Origin of the sequence: Burkholderia sp. 4NA327C6, assembly GCF_005502655.1 — a bacterium.
Lineage (GTDB): Bacteria > Pseudomonadota > Gammaproteobacteria > Burkholderiales > Burkholderiaceae > Burkholderia > Burkholderia contaminans.
Window position 1 is genome coordinate 21,834 of sequence record NZ_SCNZ01000016.1, and the last position, 22,392, is coordinate 44,225.

The 22,392-nt window shown below is 67.6% G+C and carries 19 protein-coding genes; 8 read left to right on the forward strand and 11 right to left on the reverse strand.

The annotated features are described in order from the left end of the window. Window positions 1–19 precede the first annotated feature (19 nt). From FFS49_RS17825 to FFS49_RS17835, 3 genes are all read left to right on the forward strand, one after another. The gene (locus tag FFS49_RS17825) at window positions 20–454 is read left to right on the forward strand and encodes a hypothetical protein (protein WP_046547989.1); all 435 of its coding nucleotides are present in this window, start codon (window positions 20–22) and stop codon (window positions 452–454) included. Window positions 455–854: 400 nt separating this feature from the next. Further along, window positions 855–3,449, forward strand: a complete 2,595-nt coding sequence (mprF, locus tag FFS49_RS17830; RefSeq protein ID WP_105816566.1) for a bifunctional lysylphosphatidylglycerol flippase/synthetase MprF — start codon at window positions 855–857, stop codon at window positions 3,447–3,449. Further along, a complete protein-coding gene (locus FFS49_RS17835; protein ID WP_105816565.1) occupies window positions 3,446–4,726 on the forward strand; it encodes an AcvB/VirJ family lysyl-phosphatidylglycerol hydrolase in 1,281 nt (426 codons plus the stop codon). The genes mprF and FFS49_RS17835 overlap by 4 nt, the downstream gene beginning before the upstream one ends. 78 nt (window positions 4,727–4,804) lie before the next feature. Here the strand turns inward: FFS49_RS17835 and FFS49_RS17840 are convergent, their stop codons facing one another. The 4 genes from FFS49_RS17840 to FFS49_RS17855 all read right to left on the reverse strand — a co-directional run bounded on the left by FFS49_RS17840 (window position 4,805) and on the right by FFS49_RS17855 (window position 9,140). Next, window positions 4,805–5,236 (reverse strand): DUF934 domain-containing protein, encoded by a 432-nt coding sequence (locus tag FFS49_RS17840; RefSeq protein ID WP_105816564.1) that lies wholly within the window; start codon window positions 5,234–5,236, stop codon window positions 4,805–4,807. Further along, complete coding sequence (locus FFS49_RS17845) at window positions 5,233–7,017, reverse strand: nitrite/sulfite reductase (RefSeq protein ID WP_105816563.1); 1,785 nt, start codon at window positions 7,015–7,017, stop codon at window positions 5,233–5,235. The genes FFS49_RS17840 and FFS49_RS17845 overlap by 4 nt, the downstream gene beginning before the upstream one ends. 201 nt (window positions 7,018–7,218) lie before the next feature. Further along, window positions 7,219–7,614: a hypothetical protein gene (locus tag FFS49_RS17850; protein ID WP_105816562.1), complete on the reverse strand. Its 396-nt coding sequence runs from the start codon at window positions 7,612–7,614 to the stop codon at window positions 7,219–7,221. 92 nt (window positions 7,615–7,706) lie between these two features. After that, a complete protein-coding gene (locus tag FFS49_RS17855; RefSeq protein ID WP_105816561.1) occupies window positions 7,707–9,140 on the reverse strand; it encodes a PLP-dependent aminotransferase family protein in 1,434 nt (477 codons plus the stop codon). Between the two features lie 275 nt (window positions 9,141–9,415). On the opposite strand from FFS49_RS17855, the gene FFS49_RS17860 reads away from it, so the two are divergent. Continuing rightward, entirely contained in the window at window positions 9,416–10,549 is a 1,134-nt protein-coding gene (locus FFS49_RS17860; RefSeq protein ID WP_039350967.1) for an extracellular solute-binding protein, read from the forward strand. Next, window positions 10,546–12,336, forward strand: a complete 1,791-nt coding sequence (locus FFS49_RS17865; protein WP_105816560.1) for a sensor domain-containing diguanylate cyclase — start codon at window positions 10,546–10,548, stop codon at window positions 12,334–12,336. The genes FFS49_RS17860 and FFS49_RS17865 overlap by 4 nt, the downstream gene beginning before the upstream one ends. 102 nt (window positions 12,337–12,438) lie before the next feature. Here the strand turns inward: FFS49_RS17865 and FFS49_RS17870 are convergent, their stop codons facing one another. The 3 genes from FFS49_RS17870 to FFS49_RS17880 form a co-directional block, all read right to left on the reverse strand. Next, entirely contained in the window at window positions 12,439–12,738 is a 300-nt protein-coding gene (locus tag FFS49_RS17870; RefSeq protein WP_039350959.1) for a DUF4148 domain-containing protein, read from the reverse strand. Between the two features lie 281 nt (window positions 12,739–13,019). After that, window positions 13,020–13,274 carry a hypothetical protein gene (locus FFS49_RS17875; protein ID WP_027791787.1) on the reverse strand — a complete coding sequence of 85 codons (255 nt, stop codon included), beginning with the start codon at window positions 13,272–13,274 and terminating at the stop codon, window positions 13,020–13,022. 52 nt (window positions 13,275–13,326) lie between these two features. Then, the gene (locus FFS49_RS17880; RefSeq protein ID WP_105816559.1) at window positions 13,327–14,652 is read right to left on the reverse strand and encodes a D-serine ammonia-lyase; all 1,326 of its coding nucleotides are present in this window, start codon (window positions 14,650–14,652) and stop codon (window positions 13,327–13,329) included. Between the two features lie 103 nt (window positions 14,653–14,755). Here FFS49_RS17880 and FFS49_RS17885 point away from each other — a divergent pair, with 103 nt between their 5' ends. Beyond that, window positions 14,756–15,712, forward strand: a complete 957-nt coding sequence (locus FFS49_RS17885; protein WP_171026780.1) for a LysR substrate-binding domain-containing protein — start codon at window positions 14,756–14,758, stop codon at window positions 15,710–15,712. Window positions 15,713–16,078: 366 nt separating this feature from the next. On the opposite strand, the gene FFS49_RS17890 is transcribed toward FFS49_RS17885, so the two are convergent. Then, window positions 16,079–16,930, reverse strand: a complete 852-nt coding sequence (locus FFS49_RS17890) for a sulfite exporter TauE/SafE family protein (protein ID WP_071332475.1) — start codon at window positions 16,928–16,930, stop codon at window positions 16,079–16,081. Between the two features lie 321 nt (window positions 16,931–17,251). Between FFS49_RS17890 and FFS49_RS17895 the strand changes: the two genes are divergently transcribed. Further along, window positions 17,252–18,148, forward strand: a complete 897-nt coding sequence (locus FFS49_RS17895) for a LysR family transcriptional regulator (protein WP_105816556.1) — start codon at window positions 17,252–17,254, stop codon at window positions 18,146–18,148. 123 nt (window positions 18,149–18,271) lie between these two features. Beyond that, entirely contained in the window at window positions 18,272–18,901 is a 630-nt protein-coding gene (locus FFS49_RS17900; protein ID WP_069252952.1) for a LysE family translocator, read from the forward strand. Between the two features lie 70 nt (window positions 18,902–18,971). On the opposite strand, the gene yddG is transcribed toward FFS49_RS17900, so the two are convergent. The 3 genes from yddG to FFS49_RS17915 all read right to left on the reverse strand — a co-directional run bounded on the left by yddG (window position 18,972) and on the right by FFS49_RS17915 (window position 22,193). Further along, window positions 18,972–19,916, reverse strand: coding sequence for an aromatic amino acid DMT transporter YddG (yddG, locus tag FFS49_RS17905; RefSeq protein ID WP_137909841.1), 945 nt, complete (start codon window positions 19,914–19,916; stop codon window positions 18,972–18,974). A gap of 207 nt (window positions 19,917–20,123) precedes the next feature. Next, window positions 20,124–20,411, reverse strand: a complete 288-nt coding sequence (locus tag FFS49_RS17910) for a hypothetical protein (RefSeq protein WP_071332477.1) — start codon at window positions 20,409–20,411, stop codon at window positions 20,124–20,126. A 96-nt stretch (window positions 20,412–20,507) separates the two neighbouring features. Further along, complete coding sequence (locus FFS49_RS17915; RefSeq protein WP_039350936.1) at window positions 20,508–22,193, reverse strand: metallophosphoesterase family protein; 1,686 nt, start codon at window positions 22,191–22,193, stop codon at window positions 20,508–20,510. Between the last annotated feature and the right edge of the window lie 199 nt (window positions 22,194–22,392).

A 22,392-nucleotide genomic window follows, 5' to 3' on the forward strand; every position in this document is an offset into this window, starting at 1 on the left:
GAAGCCATGGAGTTGCGTCATGAAGGCACGCCCGGATTTCCCGATTCGAACCTTTGCCATTGCTGCAGTGTTGGCCGGTGCTGCGATCTGCAGCGCCCCGGCCGTCGGCCAGACGTCGACGGTGCCGGCGGGCTCGGCCGCCGCGACGCCCGACAATGCGGTGCTGCTGACTGTTTTCCTCAAGCACGACCAGTCGCGCCCGCTCGCCGAGCTGAATGCGCAACTCGCGAAGCAGGGGTTCTACAAGGCGTTTCCGCCGCCGGGCGTCGAAGTCGTGAGCTGGACCGTGACGATGGGAATCGGGCAGATCGTCGTGCTGCGGCTGCCGGCGTCGCGGCTGCGCGAGGTCAATCGCGTGCTCGAGGATACGGCGTGGGGCGCGTACCGGACGGAGTTCTATCCGACGTACGACTACAAGGCGATCGGGTTGGGGGAGCATGAGCGGGCGAAGTGACGGAAAGCGGGTGCCTGCCTGAGATCGGCGCCTCCCGTCCCGGAAAGCCGCGCGGCGTTGCGTATTTGTCCCTGTCCGCGCGGGCGCTTCCGGCAATTTTTTCCCAAATGCATCGGAAGTCATTCATCAGATGAAAAAACCATCCCGGTTCCCGGTATGATGCGCACCTTGCGTTGCAGGACGCCTTGTCTCTTTATGCGTTTTTGATGGACGAGATACCACAAATACGCACAAAGCCGACGTGAAAGATTCTGTAATATAAATTCCGTATACTCGTAAGTTCTGACCCAGGCGCCTCCGAGCCCGTCTTCGGCCGGCCGCCCACGCAGAACAACCACAGATACGTCGCCGCCCGGCCAACCCGCGCCGCGACACGCTATGCACCACCACTGAACAACTTATGTCTTCCCGCCACTCTGGTTCGCCTGGTCGTGCCGCGGCGGTGATCGCCCGTGCCCGGGCGCTGATCCGCAACGAGCGCGTGCTGTCGCCGCTGCTTGCGCTCGGCATCGGCCTGCTGCTGATCGTGGTTTTCCAGCACCTGTCGGAATCCGTCGACTACCGGTCGGTGATCCGCCAACTGCGTCACATGTCCGCCGGCGAGTGGGGCGCTTCGCTGGCCGCGACGGCCCTCAGCTATCTCGCACTCGTCGCCCGCGACGCGGTCGGCCTGCGCTATGTCGCCGCGAAGGTGCCGCGCGTCGCGCTGTGGATCGGCGCGATCGCAGGGTCCGCGCTCGGTAACGCGACCGGCTTCGGCGCGCTGACGGGCGGCGCGGTGCGCGCACGCGTGTACGGCGTGTCGGGCGTCACGCCCGCGCAGATCGGCCGGATGACGGTGTTCACGAGCGGCACGCTGGCGCTCGCGATGGTGTGGATGACGGCGATCGGCATGGTCTGCGTGCCGGAGGCGCTCGCCGCGATGCTGCATGTCGCGCCCGGCGTGCTCACGTGGACCGGCGCCGCGCTGCTCGTGGTGCTGGCCGCGATGGTCGTGATGTGCGGCAATACCGCGCGCCCGGTCGTCACGCGCTTCAAGTGGCTGTCGTTCGACGTGCCGGCGCGGCGCGATCTCGTCGCGCAGGTGGTCTATGCAGTGCTCGACGTCGTCGCGGCGGGCCTCACGCTGTGGGTGCTGCTGCCGGCTGCGCCGGTCGGCTTCCCGACCTTCATTACTGTTTACGCCGCCGCGTTGCTGCTCGGGATGATCGGGCATACGCCGGGCGGGATCGGCGTGTTCGAAGCCGCGATGGTCTTCACGCTCGGCCGCGAAGTGCCGCCGCACGCGATGGTGGCCGCGCTGATCGCGTATCGCGCGATTTATTTCGGCGTGCCGCTCGTGCTGTCGGCCGGCCTGCTGGCCGGTTTCGAGGGCCGTGCGCTGCGGCGCCGGCTCGTGACGCGGCAGGCCGTGCGCGTATCGCAGCTCGCGCCGGTGTTCCTGAGCCTCGTGACGTTCGCGGTCGGCGGGATGCTGGTGATCTCGAGCGCGACGCCCGCGTTCTGGCACCGGATCGCGATCCTGCGCCACCTCGTGCCGCTGTGGGTGCTCGAAGGCTCGCAGGTGATCTGCAGCGTGCTTGGCGTCGCGCTGCTGTTCGTCGCGCGCGGGTTGCTGCGCCGCCTCGACGGTGCATGGTGGATGACCTTCGCGCTGACGCTCGCCAGCCTCGCGCTGTCGCTGGCGAAGGGCCTCGCGTTCGTCGAGGCCGGCGTGCTCGGCACGCTGCTGGTGCTGCTGCTCGTCAGCCGTCGCCGCTTCAACCGCCATTCGTCGCTGCTGGCCGAGCGCTTCACGGTGAGCTGGTTCGTGTCGGTGGCGATGGTGCTGATGCTGGCCGTGTGGGTGCTGTTCTTCGCGTTCCGCGACGTGCCGTACACGCGCGAGCTGTGGTCGCACTTCTCGTTCGACGCGCGTGCGCCGCGGGCGCTGCGCGCGACGCTCGCCGCTGGCGTGTTCGTCGCGCTGTTCGCGCTGTGGCAGCTGCTGCGCCCGGCGCCCGGCCGTTTCGTGAAGCCTGCGGAGCAGGATCTGTCGGATGCCGAACGGATCATCCGCGCGCAGGAATGCAGCGATGCGGGCCTCGCGCTGATGGGCGACAAGTCGTTCCTGTTCTCGGAGTCCCGCCAGGCCTTCCTGATGTATGCGAAGAACGGCCGCACGTGGGCCGCACTGCACGACCCGGTCGGGCCGCGCGAGGAGTGGCCGGCGCTGATCAGCAAGTTCATCGCGCTCGCGCACGCGCATAGCGGCCGTGCGGCGTTCTACCAGGTGCGCGCGAACGCGCTGCCGCTGTATCTCGACGCGGGGCTCACGCTGATGAAGCTCGGCGAGGAAGCGCATATCGCGCTCGACCGCTTCGACCTGAAGGGTTCGAACCGGTCGCACCTGCGCTACGCGCTGCGCCGCGGCGACAAGGACGCGCTGACGGTCGAAGTGATCGCGCCGAGCGACGTGCCGGCCGCGCTGCCGGCGCTGCGCGACATCTCGGACGGCTGGCTCGACAGCCGCGACGCGCGCGAGAAGAGCTTCTCGGTCGCCGCGTTCCACGACGGCTATCTGGCGACGCAGTCGGTGATGCTGGTGCGGCAGGCCGACAAGCCGATCGCGTTCGTCACGTTCATGACGACCGACCTCAACACCGAGGCGACGGTCGGCGTGATGCGCCATCTGCCGGAGGCATCGCCGTACGCGATGGAATATCTGTTTACGCAGCTCGCGCTGCATCTGAAGGAAGCGGGCTTTCGCAAGCTGAGCCTGGGTATCGCGCCGTTCTCGGGGATGGGGGCGGCGAAGATGCCGTCGCCGTTGCACCGGATCGGCCTGATGGTCTGGCGCTTCGGCGGCCGCTTCTACAACTTCCGCGGCTTGCGCGCATTCAAGAGCAAGTTCGAACCGCACTGGGAGCCGCGTTACCTCGCGGCCTCGGGCACGGTCGGCGTGTTCGTCACGCTGGCGGATCTGTCATTGCTGGCTGGAGGTCGGCGTTCATGATGTTGAAGAAGGGAATCGCGCGGGCGGCAGCCGCCTGCGCGGGAATGATGCTGGCCGGCGCCGCGTGCGCCACGCAACCGGTCGCAGTGAAGGCCGAAACCGTATCGGGCGGCCGCTACGGGCCCGTGACCGTGACCAAACCCAGCGGGCCGCTGCGCGGCTTCGTCGTGCTGTTCTCGCGCGAGGCCGGCTGGAATGCGGCCGACCAGCAGGCCGCCGACGCGCTCGCGAAGGCCGGTGCGATGACGGTCGGTGTCGATTCGGAGCGTTATGCGATGAATCTCGCCGCGAAGCAGGAGGCCTGTCACCACCTCGACGGCGACGCCGAAGCGGTCAGCCACCAGCTCGAACGCCTTGCACAGTCGTCGCGCTATTTCACGCCGATCGTCGCGGGCGTGGGCCAGGGCGGCGCGATCGCGAAGCAGATCCTGTCGATGGCGCCGGAGAACACGATCGCCGGTGTCGTCTCGGTCGATCCGGCTGCCAAGCTCGATCCGCGCTTCAAGCCGTGCCCGCCGGATCCGACGATCGTGCGCCGCGCGATGCCGGGCTTCGTCGAAACGGCGGCCACGGGCGATTCCACGAAGCTCGTGTCGCTCGTCACGTCGCATCTGCGGGACACCACCAGCGGCGACGAGCTCGACGTGTCGGACCTGCCGCTCGTCGAGCTGCCGGCCAAGGGCGGCAACGGCCAGCTCGCGATCGTGATCTCGGGTGACGGCGGCTGGCGCGATCTCGACAAGACGATCGCCGAGGCGCTGCAGCGCGACGGCGTATCGGTGGTCGGCATCGACAGCCTGCGCTATTTCTGGAGCGAGAAGCCGCCGGCGCAGGTGAGCCGCGATCTCGCGCGGGTGATGCGCACCTACACGGCACGCTGGCATGCGAATCGGGTGGCGCTGGTCGGCTACTCGTTCGGTGCCGACGTGATGCCGTTCGCGTACAACCGGCTGCCGGCCGATTTGCGCGACAAGGTCGCCGTGATGTCGCTGCTCGGCTTCGCGCCGGCCGCCGATTTCCAGATCCGCGTGACGGGCTGGCTCGGCATGCCCGCAAGCGACAAGGCGCTGAAGGTCGCGCCGGAAATCGCGAAGGTGCCGCCGCAGCTCGTGCAGTGTTTCTATGGCGCGGAAGAGAAGGACACGATGTGTCCGGCACTCGTGAACACGGGCGCCGACGTGATCAAGACGCAGGGCGATCACCACTTCGGCCGCGACTACATCGCGCTCGAGAAGAAGATCCTCGGCGCGTTCGGCAAGCCGGTCGCGGCGCGCTGAACGCCGGCGCCCGCTTTGCGGCGGGCGCCGGCCGGAAGTATCCGGTTCATCGTACGGGCGGCCTGCGGGCCGCCCGTTTCATTTTCCGGCGGGCGTCGCCGCGTTCGGCTGACGCATCGCCGTGCGTGCATCGTGCTGGTAGAAGCCGGGAAACCGGTCGAGCTGGCGCTGCGCGGCCGCGATGTCGGTGCCGTCGCCGAGCACCGCGCTCGAGAACCCCGTGCGTTCCATCAGCAGCAGCTGGTCGACCAGCACCTCGCCGGTCGCGCGCAGGTCGCCGGCGAAGCCGTAGCGCTTGCGCAGCAGGTACGCCTGGCTGTACGCACGCCCATCGGTGAATGACGGAAACGCCAGGTCGATGCGCGCAGCCCGCGCGATGTGTTCGGCGAGCGGCGGCAGTTCCTCGTCGTTGCCGATCGTCAGCGTCGCGTCGCCGTGCCGCTGCGAGTCGCCGGCGTGTTCGGCCGGCGTCAGCAGCCGGATGCGTGCGGTCGGATGCGCGTGCTTCATGCTTGCTCCACCTGATGGCGCGCGTCGTTCGCGGCAGCCTTGAACGGTTCCGTGCCGATGCGGCGGACGGTATCGATGAATCGTTCGCTGCGGCCGTCGTCATCGATGCGCGCGTCGAGATACGCGTTGACGATCGCATCGACGACATCGACGATCTCGTCCGCCGAAAACGACGGGCCGATCACCTTGCCCGGCCGCGCGGGGCCGCTCGCGGTCGAGCCGTCCGATCCGCCGAGCGTGACCTGATACCACTCGGCGCCGTCCTTGTCGACGCCGAGGATGCCGAGGTGGCCGCTGTGATGATGGCCGCACGAGTTGATGCAGCCGCTGATGTGCAGGTCGATGTCGCCGACGTCGTGCAGCACGTCGAGATCCTGGAAGCGCTCGGCGATCGCATCGGCGATCGGGATCGAGCGTGCATTCGCGAGCGCGCAGAAGTCGCCGCCGGGGCACGCGATCATGTCCGTCAGGAGTCCGACGTTCGCGCTGGCGAGGCCGATCGCACGCGCGTTTTCCCACAGCAGGAACAGGTCGTCGACATGCACCCATGGCAGCACGACGTTCTGCGTGTGCGTGACGCGCGCCTCGCCGGCCGAGAACTGGTCGGCGAGATCGGCGAGCGCGTCGAGCTGGTCGGGCGATGCGTCGCCCGGTGCCTGCAGGCGGCGCTTGAACGACAGCGTGACGATGCGCAGCGCCGGGTCGCGGTGGTCGGCGACATTGCGTGCGAGCCAGCGTGCGAAGGCCGGATGGCGTGCCGCCTGGGCGGACACGCGCAGGTTCGCGTCGCGCAGGCTGACCGTGCGCGGCTTGAGCCGCGGCGGGACGAACGATGCGGCGACGCGGTCGAATTCGACCTGGGTAATCGTGTGCAGCCCGCCGTCGTGATCGACGATCTGGCGGAACTCTTCCTCGACGTCGTCGATGTAGCGCTGCCCCTCGGTCTTCACGAGGATCTTGATGCGCGCCTTGTACTTGTTGTCGCGCCGCCCGTAGCGGTTGTACACGCGGACGATCGCCTCGATGTAGTTCATCACGTGCTGCCACGGCAGGAACGCGCGCAGCAGCGTCGCAATCGTCGGCGTGCGGCCCATCCCGCCGCCGACGCTCACGCGAAAGCCGAGTTCGCCCGCGTCGTTGTGCACGAGCTTGAGCCCGACGTCGTGCCAGTCGGTGGCCGCGCGGTCTTCGGTCGCGCCGGTGATCGCGATCTTGAACTTGCGCGGCAGGAATGCGAACTCGGGGTGCAGCGTGGTCCACTGGCGCATCACTTCGGCGAACGGGCGCGGATCGGCGATCTCGTCCGGCGCGACGCCGGCGCGCTCGTCGCACGAGATATTGCGGATGCAGTTGCCGCTCGTCTGGATGCCGTGCATGTCGACGGTCGCGAGCAGGTCCATCACGTCGGCGGCCTTGTCGAGCGGAATCCAGTTGAACTGCACGTTGGTGCGTGTCGTGAAGTGCGCGCTGCGGGTCGGCAGGCGCAGCGTGCCGAGCAAGGCCTGCGCGTCGGATGCGGCGCGGTAGGTGGCCTCGTCGGGCACGTCGTAGTCGCGCGCGATCCGCGCGAGCACGCGCAGCTGCGCACTCGACAGTTCGCCGTACGGGACGGCCGCGCGCAGCATCGGCGCGTGGCGCTGCACGTACCAGCCGTTCTGCAGGCGCAGCGGCCGGAACGCGTCTTCGCTCAGCGTGCCGTGCTGCCAGCGTTCGAGCTGGTCGCGAAACTGGGCGGCGCGGCTGTGCACGAGCGCCCGGTCGAAAACGGTATATCGATACATGACGTGATACGCGAGAGGAGCCGCGGTGCGGAGCGCGCGGCTCGGGACAGACGTTGCGACGGGTGTCAGGCAACCGAAGACAGCGTAGGGAACGCGATGGGGCGGGACAAGCAGCAGATGGGGACGAAAAGGGCGCAGCAGATGGCCGGCGTGACGCCGGCGCGGGCCGGGCATGCGTGCGTGCATGCCCGTAGCAGGTGTTTATGCAGGGGCGTCGACGACGAGCGCCGGATCGAGCGCGCGGATGCGCTGGTCGATGAAGTAGCCGCCGCCTTCCTGGTAGCGCAGGAACAGGCGGCCGCAGGAGCGGCAGCGGTTGACGGTGCAGCGGTTGTACGGGAAATGGCGCAGTGCGATCGGTGCGTCGTCCGACGCGTAGCGTGTGCCGGCCGGGTGATATTCGGCGTAGGTCGGCTCCGTCTCGTCGGGCGGCGCGAGCGTGGCGATTTCGGTCAGTTGCGCGTCCTGCAGCGACAGCGGCAGGGTCGTCCATCCGGCGAGCGGCGTTTTCGTGCAGATGCACGACTGCGTGACGTGCGCGGCTTCAGCGGTCAGTTTCAACAGCGCGTCGTGTTCGAGGTAGGGCAGTTGACTCATCGGAAATCGTGAAGGGCGGCGGGATCAGCACTGTAACCCGCGTGCGGATTGCGCGCATCACCGTGACGCAGGCGGTGCGCACCGGGTGAGATTCAACCGCCCTTGCGCACGGCAGGCTGCGCGACGAGCTCGCCGAGCACGCGGATCGCGCGCTCGATGTCGCGGCTCCACGGATGGCCGAAGTTCACGCGCACGCAACGTTCGAAGCCATGCGCGGCCGAAAACAGCGGCCCCGGCGCGAAGCTGATCCCGCGTGCGATTGCCTGGCGATGCAGCTCCATCGCGTCGATCGCGTCGGGAAACGCGAGCCACAGAAAATAGCCGCCTTCGGGCCGCACCCACTCGACGCCGGCCGGCAACCAGCGCCGCAGCGCGTCGTCCATCCGGTCGAGCTGCGTGTGCAGCGCACCGCGCAGCTTGCGCAGGTGCCGATCGTAACCGCCGTGCTCGAGATAGTTCGCGATACCGACCTGCGCGGGAATGCTGGCCGACAGCGTCGTCATCAGCTTGAGCCGCTGCACCTTCTCCGCGAACCGGCCGGCGGCGGCCCAGCCGATCCGGTAGCCGGGCGCGAGCGTCTTCGAGAACGAGCTGCAATGCATCACGAGGCCGTGCCGATCGAACGCACGCGCGGGCAGCGGATAGTCGGGGCCGAAGTGCAGCTCGCCGTACACGTCGTCCTCGATCAGCGGCACGTCGCGCGCGGCGAGCAACTCGACGAGCGCGCGCTTTTTCTCGGCGGACAGCGTGACGCCGGTCGGATTCTGGAAGTTGGTCATGAACCAGCACGCGCGGATGTCGTGCCGGTCGAGCGCGTTCGCGAGCGCGTCGAGATCGAGGCCCGTGCGCGGATCGACGGGAATCTCGACCGCGCGCAGGTCGAGCCGCTCGATCGCCTGCAGCGCCGCATAGAAACCGGGCGCTTCGACGGCTACGACGTCGCCGGGCCGCGTGACGGCCATCAGGCACAGGTTCAGCGCTTCGAGCGCGCCGTTCGTGACGACGATCTCGTCGATCGGCTGCGAGATGCCGGTGGCGAGATAGCGCCGCGCGATCTGCTGGCGCAGCGCCTCGTTGCCGGGCGGCAGGTCGACCACCGTGCTCCACGGGCTGACGAGCCGCGTGGCCTGCGCGAGCGATTTCGCGAGACGCGGCAGCGGAAACAGTTGCGGCGACGGGAACGCGGAGCCGAGCGGCACGATGCCGGGTTGCGTGGCCGCGTCGAGGACGGAGAACACGAGGCTGCTGATGTCGACCTTGCGCGTGACGCCGGCGCGGTTTGCCTGGCGCTTGGCGGCCGGGCTTGCCTGCGGCGTGGCGCCCGGCGCGACGTAGTAGCCCGAGCGTTCGCGCGCGCGGATCAGCCCCCACTGCTCGAGCAGGTAGTACGCGCGAAACACCGTCGACTGGCTCACGCCGTGCTGCGCGATGATCTGCCGCAGCGACGGCAGGCGCGTGCCGACGGCGAGGTTGCCGTTGCGGATGTCGTCGGCGATCGTGTGGGCGAGGGTTTCGTAGCGTTTCATCGGCGAGGGCGGAGCGCACCGCCGCCACGCGCGGGCCGGAGTGGCGCCGCGCCGGCGGGCGCGGCTCATTGTCCGATGCGCGGCCCGAAAAGGAAAGCGCAGGCGTGGCGCTGACGCTCGTTCGGTCAAAGCAGACAGGCCGGCGTAACGTTACCGTCATACGGAGGTGAGCAACGGCGCGCGCGTCCCCCTTGTACGGCTTCTTCCGATTGCGCGACCACAGGTTTTGTGGTCTCGTTGCGGGATATCGCATCGACTCGAAAAAGGACAGTCGAATGCAGCGGGGCGATTCACACGGGGTCCAATTGATCAGGGGAATCGGCGCACGTACACGCGTACGTATCGCCGTGCGCCGGCTGCTTGTCATTTTGACGGCGGGCTTACTTGCCTCGGTGCTTCCCCCCGCGTTCGCCGCTTCTCCCGAAACCGTCAACGACAACGTGCTGCGTGTGCTCGCATGGCCCGGCTATGCGGACGACGATGTCGTCAGTGCGTTCGAGGCGCAATTTCACGCGCGCGTCGAAGTGACGTTCGTCGACTCCGACGAAGCACTGTGGACGCGCATGCGCAGCGCGGCGCCACCGCCGTACGACGTACTGGCCGCGAATACGGCCGAGATCCAGCGCTATGCGCACGAACGCCTGCTCGCGCCGATCGACCTGTCGCGCATTCCGAACCGGCGGCGGCAGTTGCCGAACTTCCAGCAACTCGCGGCGATCGACGGGCTCGTCGAAGCAGGTGCCGCGTATGCGATTCCGTTCACGTATTCGTCGATGGGGCTGATCTACGACCGCAAGCAGGTGCCGGCCGCGCCGCGCTCGATGCGGGAGCTGTGGAATCCGCGCTACCGCGGCAAGGTGCTCGACTTCAACAGCGCGCAGCACAATTTTTCGTTCACGGCGCTGATGCTCGGCTATCCGGATCCGTTCCACCTGTCGCCCGCGCAGACGCTCGCCGTCACGCACAAGCTGATCGACCTGCGCCGCAACCTGCTGACGTACTACACGCTCCCCGAAGAGGCGACCGCGTTGTTCGTCCGGCATCGCGCGGCGCTGATGTTCGGCAACTACGGCACGCAACAGATCGAGCTGCTGCGACGTGCCGGCGCGGACGTCGGCTACGTGATCCCGGATGAGGGCGCGCTCGCGTGGCTCGACTGCTGGGCCGTCACGCGCGGTGCGCAACATCCGGAGCTCGCGTTCGCGTGGATCAATTACATGCTCGAACCGGCGATCGGTGCGCTGCTGACCGAACGCCAGGGCCTCGCGAACACGCTCGTACCACCGCCGGGCCTCGGCACCGGGCACCAGCATCTCGTCTGGCTCCAGCCCGTCGAGGACATCGCGCGGCGCGAATCGCTATGGAACCGCATCGTGTCGGGCGACCGGCCGGAGCGGTTCGGAAAATGATCCGGCTCGGGCTCACGTCGAAACTGTCGGTGCTGTTCGCCTGCATCGGCGTGATCGCGTCCGGCACGACCGGTTATTACGCGTATCGCGCGAATCGCACGATGCTGGTGCAGGAGGCGCAGCACAGCCTGCTGATGTCGACGCAACTGCTCGGGCAGCGCTTCACCACGGCGCTGTCCGACGTCTCGGACGATGCGCTCGTGCTCGCGCAGTTGCCGTCGTGTGCACGGGTCTCGAGCGGCGACAACCGGGATGGCGCGCCACGCGCGCGGCTCGAGCAGGTGTTCTACAGCTTCATGAGAAATCACCCGGAGTACCTGCAGATCCGCCTGATCGCGCGCGGGGATTTCGGGCTCGAACGCATCCGCGTCGATCGCGATGCGCATGGCATCGTGGTGCTGCCGGACAGCGCGTTCCAGGAGAAAGGTCAGTTTTCCTACGTATTCGATACGCTGGCGACGGCGCCCGGCCATATCTACCTGTCGCCGATCGTGATCAACCACGAGACGGGGTCGCACGCGGCCGAAGGGCTGCCGATCCTGCGCGTGGGCACGCCGGTCGTCGATGCGTCGGGCCAGACGGTTGGGGCGCTCGTTGTCGACGTCGAACTGTCGCGCGTGTTCGAGCGGCTCGAACGCGATCTGCCGGACGACTACGCGGTGTACCTCGCGAACGAGTGGGGCGATTTCCTCGTGCATCCCGATCCGGCGCAGACGTTCGGCTTCGATCGCGGCCGGCGTGTATTGATGCAGGACCGCTTCGCCGTCACGCGTGCGCTGTTCGACAGCGCGCGCACGAACGTTACCCTCAATGGGCTGGCCGACCCCGCCGCGGCACCGGGGCAGATGTTCGCGTTCGTGCGCACGCCGTTCGGACACGACGAGGGCAATCGCTTCGTCGTGCTCGGAATGGGGCGCCCGCTGGCGGATGTGTTGTCGCCGGCGGGCGTGCTCGGCGAGCGGATCGTCCGGATGGTGCTCGTGTCGAGCTTGATGGCGGTGATCCTCGCGATCCTGTTCGCGCGAGCGATCACGCGGCCGCTTCAGACGCTCGCGCGCGCCGCGACGCACGTGTTCGACGATCCGGCCACCGAGCAGTTGCCGGTCGGGCGTGCCGACGAGATCGGCGTGCTTGCGCGCTGTTTCGACAGCATGCGTGTCGAGATCCGCACGCAGGTCGCGATGTTGCGAGCGAAGCAGCTGGAGCTCACGCACCTTGCCGGACACGATGCGCTGACCGAGCTGCCGAATCGGCTGCTGTTCATGGAGCGTCTCGATGCCGCGATCCGGCGTGCGGCGGCGATGCACGAAGGGCTGGCCGTGATGTTCGTCGACCTCGACCGCTTCAAGCAGATCAACGACCAGCACGGACACTCGGCCGGCGACCGCGCACTCGTCGCGGTCGCCAAGCGGCTGAGCCTCGTGCTGCGTCGCGGCGACATGGTCGCGCGGCTCGGTGGCGACGAATTCATCGTGCTGGTGACGGACGTGCGCTCACCGGCGGTGATCGGCGAGGTCGCGTCGCGCATCCAGCTCGTGATGGACGAGGAACTGGAGTTCGGCGACCGGCGCGTGGCGGTCGGCGCGAGCATCGGCGTCAGCGAGTTTCCGGCTGACGGCGCGTCGGCCGAGGAGCTGCTCGTCAAGGCCGATGCGGCGATGTACGCGGCGAAGGCGTCCGCGCAGCGTGCGTTCGTGCGCTACCAGGAACTGCTCGGCAACGGGAGTGGCGCCGGCAGCGGGACGGACGAGGCGGCCGGCCGGGTTGCGTCGAGCGGCGGCCGGTAACGGCCGCCGCCGATCCGTGCGTTGCAAACGCCACGAGCCCGTCGCAAGACGGGCTCGTGGCGGATGCGGACTGCGCGCGGAGGCGCGCAGCGGCAGGCTTGCTTAGTGGCCGAAGTAGACCGAATCGCGCGGGTTTTGCACCTTGACGGCCGGTGCGCCACCCTGGACGGTCGCGGCCGGTTGCGCACCGTAGCCGCTGTTGTCGGCACCCTGCACGCGGGCTTGCGCGGCCTGGATGTCGGCCGGGTAATACGGGCTCGACTGGCTCGGCTTGTAGCCGGCGCTTTCGAGCTGGACCAGTTCATTGCGCACTTGAGCGCGGGTCACGGTGCTTTGGGCGAAGGCGCCGAACGAGGCGGACAGGGCGACGGCGGCAACGACTGCGGAAACGAGCGATTTCATGATGACCTCCGATGTTTTTGGCTTTCCGCGTTCGACACCATGTCGTAAGCGGTTGATTACATCGTAGGCGCCGGTCGACCTAGGGTAAACGTGAGTTTTGGCGAAAGATCGTTGCGGTCCGGACAATAATATCGAGATAAATGCCTTCCGTCCCTAATCGACGTGGCCGGATTTGCAAGGGAGAGGAGGCGGATGCGCATGGCGCGGACGGCACGCCCGCGCGGGCGTGCGGCGGCGACGGCGCGGGCGAGAGGTGGTGGACGAACTGCGACGCGGCCGGATCAGACGTCGTCGTCGATTTCCTTGCGCTCCCGGCGTTCCTCGTTGCCGCGGCGCGCGCGCAGGCGCTGGCGCGACAGCACGGCGATCACCTGCTGGGTCGGCGCGCCGGACGGCAGTTCGTTGCGGATGCGATCGGGCACCATGGGCAGGCCCGCGCGCTGCCGGCGCAGCGCCTTGGCGATTGCCCGGCGGCATTCGTCACCGTGGCAATCCCATTCATCGCGGATTCTCTGGCAATAACGGCATTGTTCCATCGGGACAGTCTAACGCGTCTTCGGAAGCGGGGCTGAACGCTGTCCCGATACGTCACGTGTTGGCTGCGGCACCGGCGAGCGCTTGCGCATGCGACTGGAAGCGTCGGTGCTCTTCCGGCGGCACGAGCGAGCCGCCGGTCGCCCAGATGACGTGCGTCGACCGGCGCAGGTCGATCGCGTGGCGATGCACGTAGTCGCGGGCGGCCGGGGACGCCGTCAGCCATCCGGGGCCGCCGATTGCAGCGGCGGCCGACGGTTCGAGTTCCACGCCCGTCGCGCGCTGAACCGCGAGCAACTGGGCGTAGAGCTGCGCGTCGCTGACGGTAAACACCCCCGACAGCAGCGACGCCATCAGCGGGCTGACGAGGTGCGATGCCTGTGCGACGGCCAGGCCGTCGGCCTCGGTCCGGTTGTCGAGCCCCACGTCGTAGACGGATACGGGCTTCCCGGGGCCGGCGGCCAGCTGGACCAGCATGCACGGCGACGTGACGGGCTCGGCAAAGAAGCAATGCACGTGCTCGCCGAACAGCGCCTTGAGACCATACGCGATGCCACCTGGTGCGCCGCCCACCCCACACGGGACATGAACGAAGAGCGGATGCGTCGCGTCCACGCGGCGGCCCGCCTCGGCGAGCTGCGCGGCGAGATGGCGGGCGCCGGCTGCGTAGCCCAGGAACAGCATCAGCGAGCCTTCGTCGTCGACGAAGTGGCTGCGCGGCTGATCGCGTGCCTGCGCCCGCCCGGCCGCGACGGCTTGCGCATAGTCGCCGTCATGCTCGATCACGCGAACGCCGCGCTTTCTCAGGCGCGCCTTCTTCCACGGCTTCGCGTCGGTCGACATGTGCACGACCGATTCGAACCCCAGCGCGGCGGCCATCACGCCGATGCTCAGGCCGAGATTGCCGGTGCTGCCGACGATGACGGTATGCGCGGCAAACAGTTCGCGCGCGGCGGCCGATGCGAGGATCCGCCGGTCGCCCGCGGGGTCGAGCAACGCGTGCTCGATCGCGATCGACTCCGCGAGCGCGAGCACTTCATGAAAGCCGCCGCGCGCCTTGATCGAACCGGCGATCGGCAACGCGTCGTCGCGCTTGATGAACCACGCGCCGTGTGCGTCTGCCGGGCGCGACAGCAAGCGCTGCAGCATGTCTGCCGGCATCAGCGGCGATTCGATTTTTCCCGCGCTCGCCACGAGTTCGGGAAACAGTTCGGCCATCAGCGGTTCGCAGCGCGCCAGCCGCGCTTCGGCCATCGCAATGGCGCCGAGCCCCGGCGCGTCGTGCGGCAACGGGCTGCCGGCATGGGGATTCAGCCACAGCAGCGGTTGGCGGGATTGCAGTCTGGCTAATAGATCGGCGGGTTGGAGCGTGATGGTCATGGATCGGTCCTGCGCTGGATAAACGAGAGATATGGCCGAAATGCTACGATCCGGGAAGCCCGCGCGAAAGCGCCGATTTCTAATGAATCCATTAGCCTGACTGATATCTATGCGACTCGACGGTTCGATCCTGGGTGCGTTGCTCTGCTTTGAAACGGCCGGCCGGTTGCTGAGCTTCACGAAGACGGCACAGGCGTTCAACCTAACGCAAAGCGCCGTGAGCCAGCAGATCAGGAACCTGGAGGACCGGCTCGGCTATCCGCTGTTCGTGCGCCAGGCGCGCGGGCTGAAGCTGACCGAGAAGGGCGGGATCCTGCTCGGGACGATGTCGAGCGCGTTCGTCGACATCAATCGCACGCTTCAGGCGCTCGGCATGCCGGATGCGCCGCTGCAGGTCAGCTGCCTGCCGTCGCTCGCGCTGCAGTGGTTGATGCCGCGCCTGTCCGAATTTCACCGGCAACAGCCGGACGTGCCGGTTCGCGTGAAGGCCGAGTTTCAGGTGCTGGATCGTCAGGCCATGGAGGCCGACGACATCGATGTGGCCGTGCGCTACGACCCGGTGCAATACGATCGGCTGCATGCCGAGGCCATCCTCGACGAAATCCTGTTTCCGGTCGCCACGCCGGCGTATCTGGCGCAGCATCCGGCTTTTGCCCGCGGCGAATCGCTGGACGGCGTCGTCCTGCTGCACGACGCCGCGCCGTGGGGCGGCGCGCCCGAGTTCGTGGAGTGGCGCACGTGGCTCGAGGAAGTCCGTCCGGCGTGGACGGCGCACCTTGACGGCCCGCAGTTCAACTTCTCCAGCCTGGCGATCACGGCCGCGCTGAACCATCAGGGTGTCGCGATGGGGCGTGCCGCGCTCGTGCATGACGAGATTGCGAGCGGGCGGCTCGTGGATGTCTTCGGCACGCACGTGCGTGCGCCGGCGCGCTACGTGCTGTTGTCACGCCATCCCGACGATCCGCGTACCGAGGCGTTTTCGAATTGGCTCAAGGCCGAGTGCACGCGCTTCGATGCCGCGCGTTCACGTTTGCTTTCGAATGGAAGCGGACTCGGGTAGCCGATGCTGATGGACAGCTGAATCGGAGTGCGAAGTAGTCGGGTGACGAACGCGGATGCAAACTACATTTGCCCGTCCGTCTCCCTACGGATGGCTTGCGCGTGGACGGGGCGTGCAAGCGTTACTTGAGTTGCCAGATGCCCCAGACGGCGATCAACAGGCCGAGGCCTAATCCGCAGCCGAGCAATACGTAGGTTTCCATGTCATGCCTCTGAAAGCGTGGCAGCGCCGATGCGGGCATCAGCGAGCGAGCAGCAACGTCGGTGACGTATCGATCGGCCCGTCGGGCGGGGCGATACGCCGGGTCCGCGAATACTACGCTTCGCAGCTTTCAGAACGCATGCGCGAGCGATCGCTTTGCGCCATCTACTGGTTATTGCCCGCGTGCGCGCTGCTCATCTGGCTAACGTGCGATCCGCCGTGCCGGAACACACCCGATTTCCAGATCATCTGCGACGCCGCGACGAGCACGAACAGCAGGACGACCCTCCTGAAGAGGCGGGGCGACATCTTGTCCCGCAGCGGGCGGACGAGCCACATGCCGGCAATGGCCGGCAGGCTCGCCGCCGCCGAGATCGCGAGGTCGGCGCCGCTCGCGTGCGCGGCGCCGCTGAACGTCGTGATCAGCGTGACGACCGACACCACGAGGATGATCGCGATCTGCTTCGTGAAGACGCGCCCGGTCGCGCCGGACGAAATCAGGTAGGTGGCGAGCAGCGGGCCGGGAACCGACGCGATGCTTTCCATCAGCGCCGCGCCGAAGCCGAGCGCGAAGCCGACGGGCTTCTGCCAGGCGTCCGGCAGGCTGAGTTTCGGCGCGGCGAGCATCAGCGCCGCGGCGACGATCAGCAGCGCGCCGGATGCCGCCTGCGCGTGCCCCGGATTGAGCGACAGCAGGATCGCCACGCCGACGATATTGCCGATCACGGTGCCCGCGATCGGCGCGGCGATCTTGCGTGCCGTCGCCAGCAGCTGGCCGCCTTCCAGCGCCTGCGGAATGTTGCCGAGGATGATCGGCATCGACAGCAGCAGCACCGCATGCCGGATCGGCAGGAACTGGCTGAGTATCGGCATCGCGATCAGCGGCACGCCGATGCCGGTGATCCCCTTGGCCATGCCGCCCAGCAGCAGCGCAATGGCGATGCCGGCCAGATCGAACGCGCTGAGCCCCTGCAGGCTGGAGACCAGCACCCCTTCAGTCAGATTGAAATGCATCATGGAATGGCATGTCGCGGCATATCCGGCAGCGAGCGCTGTCGATGGCGCACGTGGCGGAAGCGTGTGTCTTGCACGCATTTGTTCTGGATCGGCTTGGACCGGAAGTCGACCGCTTGGCGCCGCGCCGTGGTGCGGCCGGGGGCGCAGGCAATCGACAGGCGGTTCGACGCTGCATCTTACCTGAGCGTTGCGAAGGGCATTCGGCACGAGCCTTGGCGCGTCATGGGGCGCGTCGACGTGATCATTTCCGCGGTTCAATATAATTCATGACGGTTTGTCGTCTCATGTGCCGGATTCATATCGTTGAGCAAGGAGGTGTCGATGACGCTTGCCCAGTTGCAGGCCCTGGCGGCCGTGGTCGAACTCGGTTCGCTCACGGCTGCGGCCGACCGGTTGAGCCGCAGTCAATCCGCGATCAGTCATGCATTGACCGAGCTGGAAGCGCTCACGGAGGTCAAGCTGCTCTGGCGCGACCGGCAGCCGGTCGTCCTGACGGCGGCGGGCGAACGCCTGTGGCCGTACGTCCAGAACGTGGTGCGGGAAGCGCAGCTGTTGCGCCAACAGTTCAGCCTGTCGCGCGGCAAGCTCGAAGGGAAGCTGGTGGTCGCGTCGTTGCCGAGCGTGTCGCTGGCGTTCGTCGTCCCCGCGCTCGAGGCGTTGAAGGACATGCACGAGGGCGTGTCGGCGGTGCTGCTCGAAGGCACGGACAGCGAAGTCGAAGGGTGGATCGACGACGGTACGGCCGGTGTCGGCGTGGTGGCCGGCACGAAGACGTTCGCCCACAATCTGCCGCTGCTCGACGAGGATTTCGTCGCGGTGGCGGCCGAAGGCATGTTCGCCGGCCGCAAGCGCGTGTCGGCGAAGCAGTTGTCCACGGCGCCGTTCATCTTCTCGAAGGCAGGGTGCGGGCCGGTGATCGCGGATTACTTCGCGCGCGGCGGCGCACCGCTGCGGGCCGCGTTCAACGTGGTCGAGATGCGCACCATCCTGTCGATGGCCGAGGCCGGCATGGGCGTGTCGATCGTGCCGCGCATCACGCTCACGTACACGCCGTTCGGCGGCCGCGTGCTGGAGTTGTCGCCGAGGCTGCATCGCTCGGTGCGGTTGTCGTGGAATACGGCCGGCAACGCGATCGCGGACGCGTTCGTGCGGCTCGTCGACGCGCAACGCGCGAAGGCGGCGAAGGCGGTCAACACGCGCGCGAGAAAGGCCCGGTAACGAGCCGCTTCGGGGATGAACAGCGTTCATGGGCGACTTGAAGTTTATTCAAGCCGATGACCGTCGAGATGCAATACATTGTTCGAACTCGCCCCTGACCGCTTCGTCCCGAAGGAGATTGCCGTGCCGGCCTTGCCCACCTTGCTTGCTTTCGGACTCGTGTCGCTCGGCATGGTGCTGACACCCGGGCCGAACATGATCTATTTGGTATCGCGTTCGATCTGCCAGGGCCGCCGTGCCGGGCTGGTGTCGCTAGGCGGCGTCGCGCTGGGGTTCGTGTTCTACATGGTGTGCGCGGCGCTGGGCATCACCGCGCTGGTGATGGCCGTGCCGTATGCGTACGATGCGTTGCGCTTTGCCGGGGCGCTTTATCTGGCGTACCTGGCGTGGCAGGCGCTGAAGCCGGGCGGCCGCTCGGCGTTCCAGGTCAGGCAACTGCCGCACGACAGCCGTGCCAGACTGTTCACGATGGGCTTCGTCACGAACCTCGCGAATCCGAAGATCGCGGTGATGTATCTGTCGCTGCTGCCGCAGTTCATTTCGCCGGGGCACGGCAGCGTGCTCGCGCAATCGCTGGCGCTCGGCTGCGTGCAAATCGCGGTGAGCGTCAGCGTGAATGCGCTGATTGCCTGCATGGCAGGCGGCATCGCGGGCTTTCTGGCGGGGCGGCCGGTCTGGGCGTCGGCCCAGCGCTGGTTGATGGGCACGGTGCTGGCCGGGCTGGCCGTGCGTATCGCACTGGAGTCGCGCTAGCGCGAGTGATTGACGGCATGCAGGATCGCTGGGGTTTCAAGCGGTATCGCAACGCAAGCGCCCGGCGTCGTCAACCCTGGCAGTTGCCCTGCGCTTCGTTGCCGACCCGGACGGGCGCGGCTTTTTCACGGCGCCGGCTGCGCGTCGCGAGCCAGCACAGGATCGATCCGCCGCAAACCATCGATGCGCCTTGCCAGAATTCGATCGACAGCGGCGCATGCAGCAGCGTCGCGGCGAGCAGGGCGGCGAGCACCGGGGTGAAGTACGACGCGCCGACGATAATCGTCACGTTGCCGTGCATGATGCCGGTGTTCCAGGCCGCATAGCCGAACCCCAGCGCGGATGCCGCCAGCACGACATAGATGACCGCATGCAGGCTCAACGTCATGCCGCCGCCGCCTTCGATCGCGAACTTGATCCAGAGCGCCAGCGCCACCAGCATGAAGAACGGCGTGACACCGTTCTTGCCGTCGGCGAGGCGCGCCGTCACCGTGCAATAGCCGGCCCAGATCAGCGCGCCGACGAATGCGAGGCCGTAGCTCAGCGGATTGTCCGCGACGTTGCGCAGCATGCCGGCCGGGTCGAGGCCGCGGTCGCCGCCGAGCACCCGGCAGATCCCGAGCATCGACAACAGGACGCCGGGCACGACCAGCAGGTTGGCGCGCTGCTTGTTGAACACGATCGCCGCCACCAGCGTGAAGCTCGGCCACAGATAGTTGACCATCGCGACTTCGATCGCCTGCCGGCCGTTGCTGGCATAGCCGATCGACAGCGACAGGCACAGCTCGTACGAGACGAACAGCAGCCCGCCCCAGAGCAGGTACTGTTTCGGGAATTTGCTGAGATCGGGGAAGCCGATCGTGAACAGCAGAAGCGCGGATGCGACCGTATAGATCATCGCGGCGCCGCCGGTCGCGCCGAGGCTTTCGCTCACGCCACGAACGAGGGCGACCACGGAGGCCCACAACAACACCGCGCCGAGCCCGGCGAGCGTTGCCTTATTCTTGCGCTTCATGCTTCCTGCCTGTTTCAATATTCAAATTCGACTTCTAGTGATTCGGGTCTGCCGGCATGAGCCACGCGCGCATTCGGCATGCGTGACGGCCATTGCCGACGCAAACGCGTAGTTTAACGGGGTGACGGAGATCGGGCAGCGGCGTTGGCGGTGATCGGCCCGGCGCTTGCGGCCGATTCGGGAGTATGGGCGTCACGTGGCAACCGGTCACGCGTCGTCGATGCGCCACGCCGCGCCGATTGCCGACAACGCGTTGCCGATCGAACCGAGCATCGCGTCTCGCGTCGGCCCGAGCGTCGTGACCAGGAAGAAACCGTCTTCGTCGGTCGACAGGCCGATCAGCGGCCAGCCGCCGGCGTCGCCACGGACTTCGAGCCGTCGGTGGTCGGGATCGATGTCGATGTCGTCGTGCGCGTGTCGCAACGCATTCGCGATGGCGTCGAATGCGTCGGCCGACGGCGTCGTGTGGATGCGGTATTCGAAACTCATCTTCATGGGCCGATGGGCGACGCGTGCAGTCCAACGCGTGGCATCGCGCACCGTCCCGCAACGGCACGACGTCAGGCGCCCGTCGCAACGGGCGCCTGACGGTCACCGTTCGTTGCGCTTCTTGCTCAGTTCGATCGTCTCGAACAGCTCGTAGTCGGCGGTCGGGTGCTGGTCGGCGCCCGGCGCGTGGTAGTAGCGCATCGTGATCGTCGTGTGACCGCCCGGCTTGCCCGGGTCGTGGTCGAACACCGCGATCCCGTAACCGGTGCCCGTATCGCGGCGCGCGGACCAGATCGCATCCTCGAGCGCATCGGCCGGCGCGCGCACGAACGTATTCGGCGCCGTGCCCGGCACCGGCCGGTTCGGCTTCGTGAACACCTTCGCGCGCGCAAAGCCGGTCGCCGGGTTCTCGCCGTACACGTCGAGCGGCGCGCTGGTGCCGCCGCCGCCGAGGATCAGGTGGATCGTGCCGTGGCTCGTGTCGAACTTCGTGCGGTCCGGGTCGTTCGAGCCGACCGGACGCGGCTGCAGCGTCTCGACGACTTCGCCGGTCGTCGCATCGACGCCCGCGCGGTGATTGCAGCCGCGCACCGGGTAGCTGCGCTCGTAGTCGTGATCGTGGCCGCACAGCACGAGGTCGACGCCGTAGCGGTCGAACAGCGGCAGCCATGCTTCGCGAATGCCCTTGTCGGAACCGTTGCCCGTCTTCGACGAGCTGAGCGCGTCCTGGTGCATCTGCACGACGATCCAGTCGATGTCGTCGTCGTGCGCAGCGTGACGCAGCGTGTGTTCGAGCCAGCGCGTCTGCTCGCCGTTGCTGTAGCCGCGCACGTAGAACGACGTGCCGGGTTCGATCGGCGGGTGGCCCGTGCTCGCGGCCGGCACGAGCGGTGCGGGGCCGCCGACGAACGCGGCGGCGTCTTGGTACACGACATCGTCCGCGTCGAGCGAGACGAACAGCACCGAGCTCACGCGGAAGCTGTACCAGCGACCCTGAAAGCGCGTGCCGTTCTCCGGCAGCGTATAGCGCGCGAGATACGAGTCGAGCCCCTGCGGGCCGTTGTTGAACTCGATCTCGTGATTGCCCGGGCACGGCATCCACGGACGGTTGGCGGCCGACGTCTGGTTGTTGTTGCCGAAATCGCGCCATACCTCGGGCTGGTGCGCGGGGTTCAGGTTCGCATAGCAGAGGTCGCCGTTCAGCAGGTGGAACAGCGGCTGGAACTGCTCGACTGCCTGCACCGCGAAGCGGCTCTGCGGCGACGACAGCACCCACGCGCCGTTCGGCGTCGCGAGATCGCCGTAGCTCGTGAAGCGGAACGGCGCGCGGCCGCGCGGCGCGGTCGAGAAATTCGCGGAGAACGGCTGCGCGGCGTTGCTGTCGTTGTCGGCCGTGATCTCGTAGCGGTAGCGCGTATTCGGCTTCAGCCCGTGCACGCGTGCGTGGTACGCGAATACCGTTTCGCCGTTCAGGCCATCGGTGTACAGGCGCTGGACGCCGTGCACGGTGCGTGCCGGCTCGCCGTCGGCGACGATGCGCGCGCGCGGATTGACGGCCGACGCGAGCGAGGCCCACGAGATCACGACTTCCGACGTTGGATCGTTGCCCCAGGTCAGGTGGACCTGCTCGGGCGTGCCGTCCGGGTTCGACGCGGCGGCCCTGGCTGCCGCGAGGCCACCGGCGGCGGTGGCGAGGCCGGAGACGCCGGCGAGTTTCAGGAAGCCGCGACGCGAGACGGACGCGGCCGGCTCGTTCGGCTGGATCGGGGAGTTGTCCTGGTTCGACATGGTCGGTGTTTTCGTGGGTGGAGACGCGAGATGAGGAACCGCCTGGCCGTGCGCGAGCGTGACCAGTGCGAGAGCCGGGAACGAGCGGGATCCCGGTGCGAGACATTGTCGAAGGGCAGTTTTGCCGGGTTGTGACAGCAGGGCAACCCCGCGCAAGCGTTGGCTCAGGCCACGAACGCGTGGATCGCGGCATCCGGCC